Below are 14,811 nucleotides of genomic sequence, written 5' to 3' on the forward strand. Positions count from 1 at the left end.
ACCCCGGCGCAAGCGCCGCCACCCCCGCGCCTTCGACGCGCAACGCTATGCCCAACGCCACCCGGTCGAGCGGCTCTTCAGCCGCCTCAAGCAGTTCCGGCGCGTGGCCACACGCTATGAAAAGCTGAATGCGCATTTCCTGGCATTCATCCACCTCGCCGCTACCGTGCTCTGGCTGCGTGACTGTTAACACTTCCTAAGAACTGGCCTAAACTCTTGATTAGTCCGGTTTACCCGCGCAGCTCCCTTGGGCTCACCCCAAACTTCTTCTTGAACGCCGTGCTGAAGTGCTGCAGGGACGAATACCCCAGCTCAAAGGCCAGCTCGCTGGCCGTTTTCTGGCCTCCGATGAGCTGGGCCTGAGCTTCGAGCAGGCGGTAATCGGCGAGGTAACCGAAGACGGTCTGGCCGAACAGCTCCTTGAAGCCTTTCTTGAGCTTGAACTCGTTCAGGCCGGCGATGCGCGCCAGCTCGGGCAGGGTAGGCGGCAGGTGCAGGTGCTGAATGAGGTAGTCGCGGGCGAAGAGCAGGCGCTCCTGGTCGTACTCCGAGCGCACGAAGCGCCGGGGCTGGTGGCGCTCAAAGGCATCGGCTTGCAGGGCCAGAATTTCAAGGGCTTTGGCGTGGAGGAAGAGTTTTTTGAGCGGGCCCTGCAATCGGCATTGCAGCACCTCGCGGATAGCGTGGTGCAGGGCCAGGTTTAGCGTAAGGCTTTGCTCGCCCAGCACCAGCGGCTTGCCTTCGAGCATCCGCTCGGCGAAGCGGCGCAGCACGTCGTTGGCCTGCTCGCAGAGGCGCAAAAACACCGGGCGGGTAAACTGCACCATGAAGGTTTCGGCCTCCAGCTCCTCGTGGCGCTGCGTGCCCTCGAAGCCGGGCGAGTACATCAGGTTGTGCTGGTAAGAGCCCATGACCAGCGGGCGGCCCAGCTGCCGGTGCTCGAGAACGAGGCGCCCGCGCAGGTTGAACTGCAGGTGCACCACATCGAGCTGGGAGTACCACTCTTGGGTGCAGCACTCGCGTAGGTGCCAGCGGGCGTGGCCCAGCCGGATGCCATCGAAGTACCAGTGGGTGAGCGTGCCGCGGCCGGCGGCAAACTCCAGTTCGCCGGTTTGCTCCACCAGCTCGGGCACGTCGAAGTCCTGAGCCACGTGCGCGTTGCGGTGGATCAGGTGCTTATCCCGGGCGTCACGGACTTCGAAGGGCATACTGGTAAAGATAGAAGCTGACTGCGGTGGGCTGACACGGCTTCGCGTAAGGGTGACAAAGCCCTGATTGCGCGCGACATGCCCTTGGCGCGGGGTGACATGGCAGTCGTCGGCGGTGACATGGCACTGAACAAGCGTGACATGACTTCCAACGGGCGTGACATGCCCTTCAAAAAGCGTGACAAGGGCTTCAACAAGGGTGACATGAACCTTGACGAAGCTGACATGAGGTTCAACAAGGGTGACATGGAGTTCAGCGAAGGTGACATGAACCCTGGAGGGCACGGCAGAAGCTTAAGCCGGAAGGTGCCGGGTTGCGGCTGAAGCGTCTACTGGGTTGCGGGCCGGCACGCATACCAAGGGTGAGAAATACAAGGCCGCCGACGGCAAAGCTGCAGCCTGCGGCCCCGGGCTACGTTATAGCTGCCGGAGCCTGACTTACAGCAGCCGGAATTTTGGGCCGGTGGCCCCGGCGGTGGGGACCGAACGCCGGACGTGTGCTTACTTGGCGGGCCTGTTCCTACTCATCGCCCCGCCATGCTCCGCCGTTCTTTTTGTCTTGCCTCGTTCGTGCTTGCCCTGGCGGCCGGCACACCTACTCGTCACGCCGTAGCCGCGGGGCCGCCGGCCAAAAAGCCCATCGTTATTCTGTTTGTGGGCAACAGCTTCTTCCACGGTAAGTACCTGCCGGTGCTCAAGTACAATGCGGGCGCCATCAAGGATGAAAATTTCGGTCTGCCCAAGGAAGACCCGCGCTACGAGCAGTACGACCACGAGCCCGGCCCGTGGGGCGGCATTCCGGCCATCTTCAAGAAGCTCACCGACGAGGCGGGCCTGCGCTACGAAGTGCACCTGGAGTCCGTCAGCGGGCAGACGCTGCAGTTTCACTACGACAACGCCCGCTCAGTTATCGACCGCCCGGGCTGGGATGCCGTGGTGCTGCAGGAGTACAGCACGCGCCCGTTGCCGGCGCGCCGCAGCGGCAAGCCGGAGCTGTTTCAGGAGTACGCCACCCGCATCGAGCAGCTGGTGCACGCCCGCAACCCCGCCGCCAGGGTGTACCTCTACGAAACCTGGGCCCGCGCCGACCAGACGTACCCCACCGGGCGGCCCTATTCCGGTTTGCCCGTCGATTCGATGGGGCAGGACCTGCACGGCGGCTATTATGGCCTGGCCCGGCAGAACGGGCGCCTGGCCGGGGTAGCCCCGGCCGGCGACGCGTGGCTGCGCGCCATGCGGCAGGGCGTGGCCCTGCGCAATCCGTACAGCCCCGAAGCCGGCAAAGTGGATTTATGGGGCGAGGACCATTACCATCCCAGCAACTGGGGCGCTTACCTCAACGCCTGCGTGCTATTCGCTGAAATCACCGGGAAGAACCCCGCCAAGCTGGGGCGCCGGGAGCAGGCCGCGGCCGATCTGGGCATTGCGCCGGCGGTAGCCGCGCAGCTACAGCGCATTGCGTACGCGCAGGTAAAAGCAGGTCGGAAAGTCAAGTAGCGCTTGTGGGCTCTAGCTCTGTCATCTTGATTCCCTGTCATCCTGAGGCGCTAGCCGAAGGGCCTTGTCCCCGCAGAACGATAATCGTGAAGGCTGCATTTTCTAGTGTGGCAAGGTGCCGTGCGTACACCAGCCGAGGGATGAAAGTCAGCGAATTATGATTCTGAGGCGAAACTTCCGGCAGTCGAAAAATCCGGATTGTGTAAGTCGGGCTCCGAATGCTGTAACGTGCAGGGGCCGGGTACGGGCCACTTTTGCATCGTCGGGGTGGCAGTGGTCATCGGGCTGCTCCGGCGTGGCACCATGCTGGACCTGGAAATCTTTCGCACCACTGTTAATTGCCCTGTGGTGGCGGCCGCGCTGCGCGGGCAGCTACGGGCGCGGCTGCCTCGGGGCGCCCGCATCAGCTTTGATCTGGACGACTGCGACCGGGTGCTACGCGTGCATACGCCCGGCCAGCCGCTGGCAGTGGGGCAGGTGGTAGCCACTTTGCGCGAAAGCGGGTATTTATGCGAACCGCTTCCCGATTGATGACCGGCATTTATGGCTTCGTTCAAACAACTCCGCAACATGATGAAAGCTCAAGGAAGCGGCGTGCTGGTCTGCCGCGAATACCCCGTTTCGTCCTTTACCCGCCTGCACCTGAGCACCCGCGGCACCGTGGTGCTGGTAGGCGGCGCCGAGGAGCGCATAGTGGTGGAGTGCGACGACAACCTGCTGGAGCACCTGCAGGTGGTTAATTCGGGCCGCACGCTCTACGTCACGTCGGAAAACAAGCTGCGTGCCCCGGCCTTCACCGAGCTGCGCGTGACGGTGTACCTGCGCCAGCTCGATACGCTGCACTGCGCCTGCCAGGGCGACGTCGTCTGCGAGAATGTGCTGGTAATGCCGGCGCCGCTGGAAGTGAAAATCCTGTCGCAGGGCAACACCCGGCTACGGGTGCAGGCGCCCGCACTCAGCCTGAACATTGCCTGCGAAGGCGACGTGACACTGGCCGGCGAAGCAGGGGAGGTACAAATCAAAACCGCCGCGGCCGGCAACCTCGACGCCCGCGAGCTGCGCGCCCAGCACCTGCGGCTGCGCAACGCCTCGGCCGGCAACCTGGACCTGTACGCCGAGCAGACCATTAACCTGACGCACCTCGGCGCCGGTCACATCCACTACCGCGGCCCCGCGCGCCTCACCGATGTGCGTCAGTACGGCGCGGGCGAAATCCGGCACGTGGGCTAAGCCTCACCCATAGATGAGCATGATTTTCTGGGCGCCGTACTGCTGGTAGCAGGCCAGCGTTTGGCGCAGCGTCTGCAAGTCCTGCCCGAGCTGCCCGCTGCTGAGGTAGCCGCGGTCCTCCGGATACGGGTTCTGGGGCATCTTGGGCAGCTGGGCCAGCAGGTCGTAGGCCATGGAGGTATCGGGGCTGAGCAGGGTGGCCTCCAGTTGCTCGGTGGTGGCTTCCCAGTTGGTGGGCGTGCGGTGGTTTATTGCGCGGTAATAGTGCGGCTCTTCGGCCAGCCGCCGCAGGAACGCGTCTACCAGGGCTATAAAGCCCCCGAGGTCCTGCCAGAATTGGGGCTCGTCCTCGTCGTCGAAGTAGCCGTAGTGCTGAAACGCCGATAAGTCCAGGCCCAGCAGCCCGGACACCTGGGCCACCTCGCTGCCTTCGCCGTAGCCGCCCACCTGCTCGAAAAAGTAGGACAGGCCCTCGGGAAAGTCATTGGGGCAATCCAGCTCCCGGTCGGGCTGAATGAAGTAGTTCATTCCCATAATGGATGCGGTGTAGGGTGACGGTGTCGATGCGGCTCAAGTACGGCAGCGGGAAGCCGTTCGGACAAATCAGGGGAGATATTTCCGGCAGGCCCAGCCGCGGCGGCCATCCGTCGCTGCCCAAACGTATACACCCCGCCGCACTTCTTTTTCACATTCCTCTGCTTCGATGAAGTCGGCTATTCAGCACTTTCCGCCCGCGTATTTTGCCTGGGTGATGTCCACGGGCATCATTTCCCTGGCGGCCCATTCGCTGGGCATTGACTGGCTGGCCGACAGCCTGTTTTACCTCAATGCAGTGCTGTTTCCGCTACTACTGGCCTTGCTGCTGGCCCGAGCGGTGCTGTTCTTTTCTGCCTTTCGGCAGGAGCTGACCACCCACGCCAAAGGCCCAACCTTCCTGACCGTGGTAGCCGCCGCGGCCCTGCTGGGCAATCAGTTTCTATTGCTGCGGCACAACCAGGCGCTGGCCACGGCCCTCTGGCTGCTGGCCGCCGCGTGCTGGGTGCTGCTACTTTACGGCTTCCTGCTGGGTGTGAGCCTGACCGCGGAGAAGCCGCCGCTGGGGCAGGGCTTCAACGGCAGCTGGCTGCTGCTGGCAGTCAGCACGGAGGCCTTGGCGGTGCTGGGTGCCGGGCTGGCGCCGAAGTTGGAATGGGCATCCGTAGCCACCTTTGGAGCACTGAGTCTGTTTCTGCTCGGCAGCGTCTTTTACCTCGTGCTGATGACGCTGCTGGTCTACCGCATGGCATTTAAGCCGCTGGCAGGCGAAGAGGTCGGGGCCGCGTACTGGATCAGCGTGGGCGCCAGTGCCATTACTGTGCTGGCGGGCAGCAACCTGGCCGACGGCCTGCTGCAGGTGTCGGCCTTCTCGGGGCTGCTGCCCTTCGTCAAAGCTTACTGCGTGCTGTTTTGGGCCGTAAGCACGTGGTGGCTGCCGCTGGTAGCGGCGTTGCGCATCTGGAATCACCTGAGCACCCGGCCCGCCTTTGCCTTCAGCCCGACGTACTGGGCCATGGTATTTCCACTGGGCATGTACACGGCGGCCACGCTCAAGCTGGCCCAGGTCCTGCCGCTGCCCGCGCTGCAAAGCATTGCCACGTATTTCATCTGGCTGGCCGTGGCCGCGTGGTTGCTCACGGCCGGGGGCATGCTCTGGCACTTCGCCGCAGGTGTGCGGGCCGCCAAGTAGGTTGCCTTAGTCCACGATGAGTGCCTGCGGGGCTGCCTGCTTGATGCGGCTCAGCAGCCAGTCGGTTTGGCGGGTGGTGCGGGAGCTGCAAAACTCGCAGGTGGCTTTCAGGTCTTCGTCGCGCAGGGCCAGGGCCGCCTGGTGAATGACGGTCCAGCAGAGCTGCGCTTCCTGGGTCAGCAGCCACAGGTCGTGCAAGTCCCGAATCAGGCCCAGGCCGCCGCTGCGCGGGGGCGCAAACAATTGCTGTTTGAGCCGGCTCGGCTCCGAGCTGCGCTTTTCGGCGTAGCGCTGCAGGTAGGGCACCAGCTTGCCGCGGTGCTCCCGCGACCAGGCCGAGAGCTTCTGGCACATCTGCTCGATGTCGGGCTCGTCGTGGTGGTGCCGGGCTACTTGCTCAAACGCCTTGGTAATTTGTTTTTCGCTGTGGTCCAGTATGCCGAGGTAGTTGCCGAGGTGCATAGGAGTAGAGGCTTTGCGCTGCCTGCCTCGCAGCTATGGGGCGCGTAGCGCGGCGGACAGAAGTAAAGAGAACGGCAGAGTGCAGTACGCCGGCCGCCTTAGCGCGCCGCTATTTTGCGGATGCGCACGGCGGCGTACTTGAAGTGCGGCTGCTTGCTTATCGGGTCCCACTCCGTAAGGGTCAGTTCGTTGGCGGCGCGCTTGTCGGCCTCGGCGTGGTCCCAGTAGCCGTAGTGAAAGGGCATAAACACCAGGCCCGGCTCGATGCCGCCGATGCGGGCCGGCTCGGTGGCGTGGCCCCGCCGCGAGCGTACTTCCACCAGGTCGCCTTCCTCGATGCCATAGCGGGCCGCGTCTTCGGCCGAAAGCTGCACGAAGCCCTCGGGCGCGGCGTCCTGCAGGGCCCGGGCCCGGCCGGTTTTGGTGCGTGTGTGGAAGTGGTACACCACCCGGCCGGTCGTAAACCACAGCGGGTAGTCGGCATCGGGCTCCTCGTGAGGCGGCTCGTAGTCCGCCGCCTTGATGATGGCCTTGCCCTGCGGGTCGTGGGCCTTGTATTCCTCGGCCTGCCGCTCGGTACCGGTCACTAGGTCGTAGCCGTAGGTTTCGCAGTAGTCGGCGTGGGTGTTGAACTGGTGGTCGGTGTACAGGTGCGCGGCGCCGTCGGGGTACTGCTCGTTGCAGGGCCACTGAATGCCCGAGCCGCCGGTGAGCTTGGCGTAACTCATGCCCGAATAGTCGCAGGGGCGGCCCTTGCTGCACAGCTTCCAGGCTTCGAAGGCCTCCTCGGGCGTGGTCCAGGGGATAAGCGGCCGGCCATCCTGGTCCCGGAAATCCATGCGCCGGGCGTAGTCGAGGAAGATATCAAAGTCGGCGCGCGCCTCGCCCGGCGGCTCCACGGCCTTGTAGGAAATATGAACGGTGCGGTCGGTGTTGGTAAAGGTGCCCGTCTTCTCGCCCCAGATAGCCGAGGGTAGCACGATGTCGGCCAGCTGTGCGGTTTCGGTCAGAAACGCGTCCTGCACCACCACCAGCAGGTCTTCTTTCTGCAAAATCCGGCGGATGCGCGCCAGCTCCGGCATCGACACGGCCGGGTTGGTGGCCTGAATCCAGAGCAGCTTGATGGCGCCCGTTTCGCAGTAGCGCCACAGCTGCATGGCGTGGGTTGGCGGCGCCCAGTGCGGAATCTTGTCGGGGTGCACGTTCCAGAGGCGGGCCAGCTCCTCGATGTGGGCGGGGTTATTCCAGTTGCGGAAGCCGGGCAGGTCGCCGTCGGCGCCGCACTCGCGGGTGTTTTGCGAGGTCGGCTGCCCGTTCATCTGCAGAATGGCGTTGCCTTCGGTGCCAATCAGCCCCCGAATCAGGTGGATGTTGTTGATCTGCACCGCGGCGGCAGTAGCCTGCATCGACTGGTATACGCCCTGCAGCGCCGTCGACACCAGGGTTTTGCAGGTGCCGATGATGCGCGCGGCCGCCAGCAGCTGCTCGGCCGGCACGCCGCTGAGACGCTCCACGCGCTCGGGCGTCCACTTCTCCACCGTTTTGCGCAGCTCCGCGAAGCCTTCCGTGTGCTGCTTGATGAACTCGTGGTCAAGGTGGTCGGCTTCGATGAGCAGGTTGAGCAGCCCGTTGAGCACGGCCAGGTTGGTGCCCGCCCGCGGGGCCAGGTGCACGGTGGCTTTTTCGGCCGTGTAGGTGCGGCGCGGGTCGATGACGACCAGCTGCGGCGGATTAGGCCCGGCCAGCCGGTCCAGGATGCGCGCCCAGAGCACCGTTTGCTGCGAGGCCATGTTGTGGCCCACCAGCAGCACGGCTTCGGTGGTGTCCAGGTCGGTGTAGGAGCCGGGCTGCCCATCGGAGCCAAAGGAAATCTTGAGCGCGGCGGCCGCCGTGGCGGTGCACAGGCGGGTGTTGCCGTCCATGTGCGGGGTGCCCAGGCCGGCTTTGCCCAGCACGCCCAGCGTGTAGTAGTCCTCGATGAAAAGCTGGCCCGACGTGTAAAAACCGATGCTGCTGGCCGTATGCTGGCTGATTAGCTCCTTGGAGCGCTGCACCAGCAGGCCCATGGCCTCGTCCCAGCTGGCTTCTTCCAGCCGGCCGTTGCGCCGGATCAGCGGTTTGGTAAGCCGGGCGGGGCTGTGGTTGGCTTGCCAGCCGTGCAGGCCCTTGGGCCCCAGTCGCCCATGGTTTACGCGGTCCTCGGCGCGCCCTCGCACCCCCACGATACGGCCGTCCTTCACCCCAATATCCAGCCCGCAGCCGTTGCTGCACAGCACGCAGGCCGATTGCACCCAGTGGTCGGGCTCGGCTTCGAGGTGCTGGTCGATGCGTACGGGCCAGGGGCCGGTGTGGCCGGTACGGGGCCCCCAGATGTCGGCGATAGAGTCGCGCGTTTCCTGCATAGTGGCTGCTCGTTGGGCGGCGCTGCGGCGGCGGTTCCGGGGGCGGCAGACCAGAACGCGCACCATTGCGGGCCGCTTCAAGTGGGAAATCAGTGAACGAGGCTACTTACGCAAGCGGGTGGCTTTGGATTAAAAAGCGGTTAAAATCGGGGTGAAGCCAATAAAAAACGGCCGGGCTGCAGGCCCGGCCGTTTCGGTATGCTTTCGAATCCGAAGCAGTTAGCCTTTCAGCTTCTGCTCGATCAGGGCAATGATTTCTTTGTTGCCGCTGGCTTTGGCCGCGGCCAGCAGCGTGGCGCCCTGGCCATCGGCAGCCTTCACATCGGCGCCATTCTGCAGCAAAAACTCCACAATGGCTTTATGGCCTTGGCTGGCGGCAGCTAGCAGCGCCGTTTCCTGGCCCGCATCCTTGGCGTTGATCTGGGCCTTGTGCTGAAGCAGCGACTTGACAATGTTCAAATTGCCGTTGGTGGCAGCCGTAATCAGGTACGTCGTGCGGAAGCCCGGCATTACCTCAATGGGGGCGTTGGCATCGGCCCCGCCCGCGAGGAGCATCTCGGCGGCCGCGGCGTCGTTTTTCATCACGGCCTTAAACAAATCCTTGTTCGAGGTCTGGGCGGCGGCCGAGCCGAGCAGGCCCAGCGTCAGCGCAAACAGGAGTAGGTATTTTTTCATCTGCAACCAGAAAATGGCGAACGGGGAAGACCGTAAAAATACCAAACGCCTTGAAGGTGTACAAGCCTTTTGGCTGCCGGTGCAGATAAGTGCCGATAGGTCAGTTACAACGGTTTGAATGGTCCCAGCCCATTACTGGCGGGTCTGCCGCCAAGCAGGAGCAGTACCACTGGTACACGCGGCCACCTGGGCTTTTTGCCGCGCCGTTTGTTTCGCGCAGCGGTACCTGATTTCAGGCGGCAGGTTGCGACCAATACGTACGGCCTCTGGCAGCGGCAGCGGGCAACGAACGGTGCCGTTCAGGCCGGTTTCAGGCGGGCGGCCATGCGCTGGCCCACCCGTTGCGCAATGATGCTGGCCAGGATGATTTGCAGGGCGTGGTAGAGCATCAGCGGCAGCAGCAGCGCCCCCGAGGCGACGGTGCCGGCGAAAAGGATTTTGGCCAGTACCGAGCCGTGCACCAACGACTTTTTGGAGCCGCAGAACACGGCCGTAATCTGGTCTTCGGGCGCAAAGCCCAGCAGGCGGCTCAGCAGTGTTATCAGCCCCAGTACCGACAAAAACAGGGCGACCATGCCGGCGGCCAGGCCCAGCAAATCGGCCCAGCTGTAGTCGCGGAACACGTTGCGGGCAAAGGAGTCGCAGAACGAAGTGTACACCAGCAGCAGGATGATGCTTTGGTCGAGCTTGCGCAGCTGCCCCTTGTGGGCTTCGGCCCAGGCCCCGAAACGCTTGTGCAGCAGCAGGCCCAGGCCCACGGGTACCACCACCTGCAGCACCAAGTCCAGCACCATCGGGCCCAGGTTGCCACCGCCGGAGCCTGTATGCAGAAACAGGCTCACCCACAGCGGCGTCACAATCAGGCCGATGAGGCTGGAAATGCTGGCGTTGAAGATGGCTGCCGGCAGATTACCGCCCGCCACCGATACCATCACCACCGACGTAGACACCGTGCTGGGCACCGTGCACAGGTAAAAAATGCTGCTCCAGAGCGTCAGGTTTTGTGCTTCGGAGCCGGATAGTGGTCGGAGGGCCAGGCCGATCAGCGGGAAAAGCAGGAAGGTGGAGGCCTGCACCACGAGGTGCAGCCGCCAGTTGCGCATGCCTGTGCGCAGGCTTTCGGGGCTGAGGCGCAGGCCGTAGAAAAAGAACACCAACGCCACCCCGAAGGTCAGCAGCGAGTCCCACGGCACGGGGCTGGCGTCGCTGCCGATGCCGGGGCGCAGGTAGGCGAGGGTCACGGCCAGAATCAGGCCGAGCAGAAACCAGTCGATGCCGACGCGGGCCAGCGTGGCCACGAGGCGGTGGGAAGGGGCCGCGGGGGCCGCAGGGGTAGGCATGGGCAAAAAACGGCTTTTCCGGGCGCCGGTGGAGCGAACATACGCAGCTACTGGTCAAGCAACCGGGCAAGTCCGGGCAAAGTTTGTCCGCCGGGTAGGCGCGCGGCCCAGCCCAGCGTCAGACCAAACGGCCCGTCAGGCGCAGTACCAGCAGCCCGAAGGCCAGCAGCAACAGCAGCGAGATAAGCCAACTGGCCCAGGTGGGGCGCTCCGTCAGGGGCGGGTACAGGCCCAGCAGGCTGAAGGCCCCCAGCAGCGCCACCAGGCTCAGCAGCCGCGGCCAGGTGCTGTTGCCGTTGATCAGGTTCAGCACCACCACTACTGCCAGCGCGGCCGAAGCCAGCCAGTACATGGGACGGGTGGTAGGCGGGGCAGGATTGGGCATACGAAACGGACAATTAGCGGCCTGGAATGAAGAACTACGGGCGTACCCACTGGCAGTATACGCAGGCCGCGGCTGCCCCGTCGGGCCCAAGCGGCAGTGAACAGCCTTACGCCCTACCCAAGGCGCTTGAAAATTGGTGCCTGCCGGCGTCAGATACCGTGCCCGGCGCGGTGCGCCCGGTATCTTTGCCAGGCTTATGGAGTACCTCGACGCGACGTTGGCGCTGATCTGCGCTTTTGCCTTCCTGGCCGGTTTTGTGGATTCGATTGTGGGCGGCGGCGGGCTGATTCAGCTGCCGGCCATGCTGCTGCTGCTACCCGGCGTGCCGGTGCCCACCGTGCTCGGCACGGGCAAGGTATCGTCGGCGGCGGGCACGGCGGTAGCGCTGCGGCGCTACGCCGGGCGGGTGCCCATGCGCTGGCGGGCGGTGGGCGCGGCGGCCGTCACAGCGGGTATCTTTTCGTTTCTGGGCGCCCGGGCCGTGAGCCTGTTGCCCTCCGAGCTGCTGCGGCCGCTGGTGCTGGGCCTGCTGGTAGTTATTGCCATTTACACCTTCTGGCGCAAGGATTTTGGCGCCATCCACGCCCCACGCCTGCCCGAGCACAAAGAGCCGCTTTACGGCATTGCCATCGGCCTGGTCATCGGCTTCTACGACGGCTTTTTCGGCCCCGGCACCGGCAGCTTTCTGCTCTTCGCCTTCGTGGGCCTGTTCGGCTACGACTTCCTGAGCGCCTCGGCTTCCTCCAAGCTCGTGAACCTGGCCACCAACCTCACCAGCCTGGCCTACTTTGCCTACACCCGCCAAATTCTCTGGCAAGTGGCCCTGCCCATGGCCGCCTGCAACATGCTCGGCTCCGCGCTCGGGGCCCGGCTGGCGCTGAAGCAGGGCGTGGGCTTCGTGCGGGTGCTGTTCCTGGTGGTGGTCTGCGCGATTATTCTAAAGCTGGGCTGGGAGACGTTTAAGCCAATGCTGTAGTCCTGGAGAGGACAGCGCAAAGCTCCTACCTCGTTCTTCCGCCGCTGACTTCCCAGGCCCGGACGACACGCTGACCACTAGCACTGGTATTTAGTGAGGCCCCGGCACCTACGAAGCTCTGTCGGGATAACCACCGGAATAATTCCCAAACTACTTTACACGAGGCGGCCAGTCAGCGCGGCTTGATACAGGTCGCCAAGCTTCAGCGGCTTGATGCGGTACCGGGAATAATCCAAAAACAGGTGGGGCTCGGGGTAGAAATAGTCTTCGTAGACGAAGCCGGATACATCGATACCAAAGCGAACAGCCAAGTCCTTAACCAAGTCTTCCGCTTCCATTCCGGTCACGCCCATGTCCTCTTCAACGGAAGCCTCGGTTGTAAGCACCGTCGTTTCGCAGCTGGTTTGGGCAGCAACAAACAACTGGAACGAGGACCAGCTGATTCTGGGGGCAGAGGGGAAATGCGTTTCCACGGCAAGAAGCAAGGGCGCAATGCGATATATCGAGGCAATAGAAGTATAGAGGTAGCGCCAAGCTAAAGTTAAGCCCGCGCTTAATTTTCTCGCATGCTGCTTACTCGCAGGCTATTCGTCGCCGCGGCCGGGGGGCAGGCCGGGCACGGCGTTGCCTTGGCTGGCGGCTTGGCTCGGCACGCCCATTTTCTTCTCGCGGGCCTGCTGGTACTTGTTGAATTGCGCCGGCGACAACACGTCTTTCAGGAAGGTCAGGCGCGAGCTGCCGATGTCGTCGATAACGGAGTTGAGCTTGCGCAAATCGGTCTTGTACTGCACACGGGCCACTTCCACCTGCCGGATGCTGCGCTGGTTGATTTCCAGCACTTTCACTTCCTGCTGCGGGGTGAGGCCGAGGGCCTGCTTCAGGTTTTGCGTCAGGCTCACGGCCTGGGCCTGGATTTTGGCCTCATCGACTTTGGGCTCCGGCGCGCTGGTCGCGGCTTTCGAGCCTGCGGGGGCAGGTTTCGGCTTGGGTTTGGCGGCGGTGGTCTGAGCCAGGGCCGCCGGGGCGGTGGCCAGCAGCAGGCCGGCCAGCAACAACGTTTTGGGGAAGTTATTCATGGAAATCAGCATCGGCGAAGGCCCCGCCGGGTAGCGGGTACTTTGAGGCGGGGCACGAAAATAGCGTGCCAGTTTGCTCGGTGGTGCCTTAACGCAGGCGGCCGCCGGAATATTCCCCGACGGCCGGGCTTTTCCGAGGCGGCGTGTAACCTTTCGCGGTGGCTTGCATAGAAAGCAGCATGAAGCAGCAATCCTCCCGCAACTCCACCTGGCTGAAGGCCGCCGGCATCGGCGCCGCCGTGGCCGCAGCCGCGCTCTGGGCCAACCGCCGTGGCTCCTATGACCTGCGCGGCCGCGTCGTGCTCATTACTGGCGGCTCGCGCGGCCTTGGCCTGGTACTGGCCCGGCAAGCCGCTGCTGAAGGGGCCAAAGTCGCCATCTGCGCCCGCGACGCCGACGAGCTGGCACGTGCCCGGCAGGAGCTGGAAGCCGACGGCGCCCGCACGGTACTCACGCTGGTGCGCGACCTGTCCGACGAAGCCGCCGTGCGCACCATGGTGACGGAAGTGCGGGAGCAGCTCGGCCCCATCGACGTGCTCATCAACAACGCTGGCATCATCACCGGGGGGCCGCTGGAGCACATGGAGCTGCGCGACTACCAGGAAACCATGGACATTCACTTCTGGGCCGCGCTGCACGCCATGTACGCCGTGCTCCCCGAAATGAAAAAGCGTCGCCAGGGCCGCATCATCAACATCGCCTCGGTAGGAGGGAAGGTGTCGGTGCCGCACTTGGCTCCGTACTGCGCCAGCAAGTTTGCGCTGGTGGGCCTGTCCGAAGGCTTCCGCGCCGAGCTGCTGCGCTACGGCGTGTACGTAACCACCGTATGCCCGGGCCTGATGCGCACCGGCTCGGCCCGCCACGCCGTGGTGAAGGGCCAGCACGTGCTGGAGTTTGCCTGGTTTATGATTTCGGACTCCTTACCGGCCCTCACGGTAGGCGCCGACTACGCCGCCCGGCAGATCTGGAACGCCGCCCGCCGCGGCGACGCCGAGCTGATTCTGGGCCTGCCCGCCAAAATTATTTCGCTGCTGCACGGCGTGGCCCCCGGCACCGTGGCCAACCTGATGAGCTGGGTGAACCGCACCCTGCCCGACGCCACCGGCCCCGCCGGCGACGCGCGCCGCCGCGGGTTCGAGAGCGAGTCGCCGGTAACCAAATCGTGGGTTACGGGCCTCACGCGCAAAGCCGAGCGCGAAAACAACCAGCTTAACGACCATCCGCCGTACCCGGCTTAGGCGTCAGGAGCCGCTTAAGTCTGCCTATCGGGCAGAAGACTTCAACCTACCGCCCACCCGGCCGCGCCCGGGTGGGCGGTAGGTGTTTTTCAGAGCTTGACGGGAAACAGCTGCTCATCTACCTGCGTGCCCTGGCCGGCCACCCGGCACCAGTTGTTGCCCTGCTTGATAAACACTTCCAGACGCCGCACTTTGATGGCGACATCCTTACCAGCTACCTGCAGGCGCACATCCGCCAGCCAGTTGACTACCGCCGAGGTAGCGTTGTAGATGCGGATAATCTCGCTGCCTGGCACGACGCTCACGGACTTGAAAACCAGTTTTTCTTTCGCCTGCGCGGCCCGCCACTCCGCTTCCGAAAAGGAAATGTCGCCCTTAGGGCCCACGGCCACCATATCACGGCAAGCTGCGGCGGGGCGGTAGCCCCCGGGCTGATGCAACAGCGTGCGGATTTGCTGCCGCTCGGCGGCGTAGCTAAGCGTGTCCATTTGGGCGTAAGCGGCGGTGGTTACCGGCAGCAGGAGGCAGCTTATCATCAGGGCTTTCATACGTATCGGGTTGGGTTGGCCCGAAGCTACTGGCCCCGTAAGCAGAGA

18 protein-coding genes are annotated in these 14,811 nt (G+C 64.1%); 8 read left to right on the forward strand and 10 right to left on the reverse strand.

Features of this window, described 5'->3' with window-relative positions; all coding sequences use genetic code 11:
* Window positions 1-190: transposase (locus B0919_RS07885; protein WP_139361981.1), on the forward strand; the 190-nt coding region annotated here is incomplete at its 5' end.
* A gap of 40 nt (window positions 191-230) precedes the next feature.
* On the opposite strand, the gene B0919_RS07890 is transcribed toward B0919_RS07885, so the two are convergent.
* Entirely contained in the window at window positions 231-1,208 is a 978-nt protein-coding gene (locus B0919_RS07890) for a helix-turn-helix transcriptional regulator (protein ID WP_078011701.1), read from the reverse strand.
* A 99-nt stretch (window positions 1,209-1,307) separates the two neighbouring features.
* Here B0919_RS07890 and B0919_RS07895 point away from each other — a divergent pair, with 99 nt between their 5' ends.
* The 4 genes from B0919_RS07895 (at window position 1,308) to B0919_RS07910 (ending at window position 3,935) form a co-directional block, all read left to right on the forward strand.
* Complete coding sequence (locus B0919_RS07895; RefSeq protein WP_139361982.1) at window positions 1,308-1,532, forward strand: hypothetical protein; 225 nt, start codon at window positions 1,308-1,310, stop codon at window positions 1,530-1,532.
* Window positions 1,533-1,745: 213 nt separating this feature from the next.
* Window positions 1,746-2,705, forward strand: coding sequence for a DUF4886 domain-containing protein (locus tag B0919_RS07900; protein ID WP_139361983.1), 960 nt, complete (start codon window positions 1,746-1,748; stop codon window positions 2,703-2,705).
* Between the two features lie 267 nt (window positions 2,706-2,972).
* Entirely contained in the window at window positions 2,973-3,236 is a 264-nt protein-coding gene (locus B0919_RS07905) for a hypothetical protein (RefSeq protein ID WP_139361984.1), read from the forward strand.
* A gap of 42 nt (window positions 3,237-3,278) precedes the next feature.
* Complete coding sequence (locus B0919_RS07910; RefSeq protein ID WP_176132924.1) at window positions 3,279-3,935, forward strand: head GIN domain-containing protein; 657 nt, start codon at window positions 3,279-3,281, stop codon at window positions 3,933-3,935.
* Between the two features lie 3 nt (window positions 3,936-3,938).
* Here B0919_RS07910 and B0919_RS07915 read toward each other — a convergent pair whose 3' ends face one another.
* Window positions 3,939-4,469: a hypothetical protein gene (locus B0919_RS07915; RefSeq protein ID WP_176132925.1), complete on the reverse strand. Its 531-nt coding sequence runs from the start codon at window positions 4,467-4,469 to the stop codon at window positions 3,939-3,941.
* Between the two features lie 169 nt (window positions 4,470-4,638).
* On the opposite strand from B0919_RS07915, the gene B0919_RS07920 reads away from it, so the two are divergent.
* Complete coding sequence (locus B0919_RS07920) at window positions 4,639-5,661, forward strand: tellurite resistance/C4-dicarboxylate transporter family protein (RefSeq protein ID WP_078011707.1); 1,023 nt, start codon at window positions 4,639-4,641, stop codon at window positions 5,659-5,661.
* Between the two features lie 6 nt (window positions 5,662-5,667).
* Here the strand turns inward: B0919_RS07920 and B0919_RS07925 are convergent, their stop codons facing one another.
* The 5 genes from B0919_RS07925 to B0919_RS07945 form a co-directional block, all read right to left on the reverse strand.
* Window positions 5,668-6,123, reverse strand: a complete 456-nt coding sequence (locus B0919_RS07925) for a molybdopterin oxidoreductase (protein ID WP_078011708.1) — start codon at window positions 6,121-6,123, stop codon at window positions 5,668-5,670.
* Between the two features lie 98 nt (window positions 6,124-6,221).
* On the reverse strand, window positions 6,222-8,525 hold the full coding sequence (locus tag B0919_RS07930) for a molybdopterin oxidoreductase family protein (protein ID WP_078012008.1): 2,304 nt from the start codon (window positions 8,523-8,525) through the stop codon (window positions 6,222-6,224).
* Window positions 8,526-8,744: 219 nt separating this feature from the next.
* Window positions 8,745-9,200: an ankyrin repeat domain-containing protein gene (locus tag B0919_RS07935; protein ID WP_078011709.1), complete on the reverse strand. Its 456-nt coding sequence runs from the start codon at window positions 9,198-9,200 to the stop codon at window positions 8,745-8,747.
* Window positions 9,201-9,499: 299 nt separating this feature from the next.
* On the reverse strand, window positions 9,500-10,540 hold the full coding sequence (locus B0919_RS07940; RefSeq protein WP_078011710.1) for a bile acid:sodium symporter family protein: 1,041 nt from the start codon (window positions 10,538-10,540) through the stop codon (window positions 9,500-9,502).
* A 118-nt stretch (window positions 10,541-10,658) separates the two neighbouring features.
* The gene (locus tag B0919_RS07945; protein ID WP_139361985.1) at window positions 10,659-10,925 is read right to left on the reverse strand and encodes a hypothetical protein; all 267 of its coding nucleotides are present in this window, start codon (window positions 10,923-10,925) and stop codon (window positions 10,659-10,661) included.
* A 196-nt stretch (window positions 10,926-11,121) separates the two neighbouring features.
* Here B0919_RS07945 and B0919_RS07950 point away from each other — a divergent pair, with 196 nt between their 5' ends.
* Complete coding sequence (locus tag B0919_RS07950; protein ID WP_078011712.1) at window positions 11,122-11,901, forward strand: sulfite exporter TauE/SafE family protein; 780 nt, start codon at window positions 11,122-11,124, stop codon at window positions 11,899-11,901.
* A gap of 155 nt (window positions 11,902-12,056) precedes the next feature.
* On the opposite strand, the gene B0919_RS07955 is transcribed toward B0919_RS07950, so the two are convergent.
* Together B0919_RS07955 and B0919_RS25185 are read right to left on the reverse strand one after the other, a co-directional pair.
* Window positions 12,057-12,374, reverse strand: coding sequence for a DUF1493 family protein (locus tag B0919_RS07955; RefSeq protein WP_139361986.1), 318 nt, complete (start codon window positions 12,372-12,374; stop codon window positions 12,057-12,059).
* A 111-nt stretch (window positions 12,375-12,485) separates the two neighbouring features.
* Complete coding sequence (locus tag B0919_RS25185) at window positions 12,486-12,977, reverse strand: hypothetical protein (protein WP_176132926.1); 492 nt, start codon at window positions 12,975-12,977, stop codon at window positions 12,486-12,488.
* Between the two features lie 179 nt (window positions 12,978-13,156).
* On the opposite strand from B0919_RS25185, the gene B0919_RS07965 reads away from it, so the two are divergent.
* Window positions 13,157-14,215 carry an SDR family NAD(P)-dependent oxidoreductase gene (locus B0919_RS07965; RefSeq protein ID WP_078012009.1) on the forward strand — a complete coding sequence of 353 codons (1,059 nt, stop codon included), beginning with the start codon at window positions 13,157-13,159 and terminating at the stop codon, window positions 14,213-14,215.
* 89 nt (window positions 14,216-14,304) lie between these two features.
* Here the strand turns inward: B0919_RS07965 and B0919_RS07970 are convergent, their stop codons facing one another.
* On the reverse strand, window positions 14,305-14,763 hold the full coding sequence (locus B0919_RS07970) for a nuclear transport factor 2 family protein (protein ID WP_078011715.1): 459 nt from the start codon (window positions 14,761-14,763) through the stop codon (window positions 14,305-14,307).
* Between the last annotated feature and the right edge of the window lie 48 nt (window positions 14,764-14,811).

The organism is Hymenobacter sp. CRA2 (assembly GCF_002007105.1).
Taxonomy (GTDB): domain Bacteria; phylum Bacteroidota; class Bacteroidia; order Cytophagales; family Hymenobacteraceae; genus Solirubrum.